Genomic DNA, 1873 nt, shown 5'->3' with positions numbered 1-1873 from the left:
CCGGGAGCGGCATGCCGCTCCCCTACAATAAGGGTACGATCGACAGCGCGCCGCAAAAGTCAAAAAGGAGCCGCCCGGGTGGGCGGCTCCTCCCCTGCCCGCATCAGCGGACAGGGATTTTTTTGGATCAGTTCTCCGCAGTCAGATAGCGCATCAGAATGACGGCGATCTGGGCGCGGGTCGCGGTCTCCTGCGGGGCGAGGTAGGTCTTGCCGTCGCTCTCGGAGATACCGTTGATGAGGCCCTGCTCCACTGCCCACGCCATGGCGTCGGCGGCGTAATCGGAGACCTTCTCAGCATCCGGGAAACCGGCGAGCTTGCCCTCGACCTTCTCCGCCTTGGCATAGCGGAAGAGGATCGTCGCGATCTGCTCACGGGTGATCTGGTCGTTCGGGGCGAACGTCGTGGTGTTCACGCCCTTGACGATGCCGTTCTCCGCTGCCCAGATGACAGCGTTCGTGTACCACTGACCGTCTGCCACGTCGGCAAACGGGTTCGTGGCCGTGCTCTCCGGCTCGCCCGCGATGCGATAGAGGATCGTCACGAGCTGGGCGCGGGTCAGACTGCCGTTCACATCGAACTCGTCGTCCGCGACGCCGTTCATGAAGCCGTTTCTCACCATGAAGTCGACGCCGGTATGATACCAGCCATTCTCCTCCACATCGGTGAAGTTCGTGCTCGGGCAGCCTGCGGTCTTGAGGGCCTCGCGTGCGGCCGCAAGGATCTCGTCGACCTCCTCGGGCGTCTTGGCGGCTTCGATGGCAGCCTTGGCGTCCTCGATGACCTTGGCATAATCCTCACGGGCGTGGCCGGTCAGGGTCTCGCTCTCATGCAGGAGCTGTGCCAGCTCGAAGGAGGCGGCATACTTGGAAGCGGCAAGCGCAGCTTCCTCGGCAGCCTTGCGGGCCTCTTCGGCAGCCTTGCGCTCGGCCTCTGCCTTTTCGGCAGCAGCCTGGGCCTCGGCCAGATAATCGATGAGCTCAGCCTTGATCTCAACGACCTTCTGATAGGTCTCGGCCATCTGGCGGGCATACTCGGCAGCCTCGGCGGCAGAGGCAGCAGCCTCGACCTCGGACTTCTTCGCAGCCTCGAGCGCCAGCTCGGCAGCGGCCTTTGCTTCCTCTGCGGCCTTCTGGGCATCCTCGGCAGCCTTCTTCGCGGCCTCGGCCTCAACCTTGGCGCGCTCGGCAGCTTCCTTGTCCTCGGCGCTGGAAGCAGCGGCCTCCTCGGCCTTCTTCTGAGCCTCTTCGGCTCTTGCCTTGGCGGCTTCGGCAGCAGCCTGCGCAGCCTCGGCGGCAGCCTGGGCTTCCTGTGCCTTCAGCATGCTGTCGGCAGCCTGCGCAGCGCTCTGAGCAGCCTGTGCGGCGCTCTGCGCGGAGCGGCCTGCCTCTTCCGCAGCCTTCACGGCCTCGGCGACAGCCTTGGCAGCCTCAGCGGCAGCAGCGGCGTTGTTCTCCTCGGCAGCCTTCTGGGCAGCGTCAGCGCCTGCCTTGGCCTCTTCAGCCTTCTTCTGGGCTTCTTCGGCCTTGGCCTGTGCGGCCTCGGCAGCGGCCTGCGCGGTCTCAGCAGCCTTGCGGGCTTCCTCGGCAGCGGCGTTGTTCTCACCGGCCTTGGCAGCGGCGGCCTCAGCGGCCTCCTGCGCGGCCTTGGCGGCCTCAACGGCTTCCTCGGCAGCCTTCTGCGCGGCTTCGGCCTCTTCCTGTGCCTTCCTGGCTTCCTCAGCGGCCTTCTGGGCGATTGCCGCAGCCGATGCCGTCAGTTCCTCATACAGCTCCTCGGCAGCGAGCAGCTTTTCATAGTTCTTGACCAGTTCCTTCTGCGTGTCGGTCAGGGCGTCATAGGCGGCGCGGGCAGCCTTGATCGCGTCGCCGCT

1 protein-coding gene is annotated in these 1873 nt (G+C 65.7%); it reads right to left on the bottom strand.

Annotated elements, in window-relative coordinates; translation table 11 throughout:
* Positions 1-127: 127 nt before the first annotated feature.
* Positions 128-1873: S-layer homology domain-containing protein (locus tag WMO66_RS01610; protein WP_349134666.1), on the bottom strand; the 1746-nt coding region annotated here is incomplete at its 5' end.

The organism is Faecousia intestinalis (genome assembly GCF_040096185.1).
Lineage (GTDB): Bacteria > Bacillota > Clostridia > Oscillospirales > Oscillospiraceae > JAZOXB01.
Note: the sequence above shows the minus strand (reverse complement) of the source record. Positions and strands in the feature narration are given on the sequence as shown.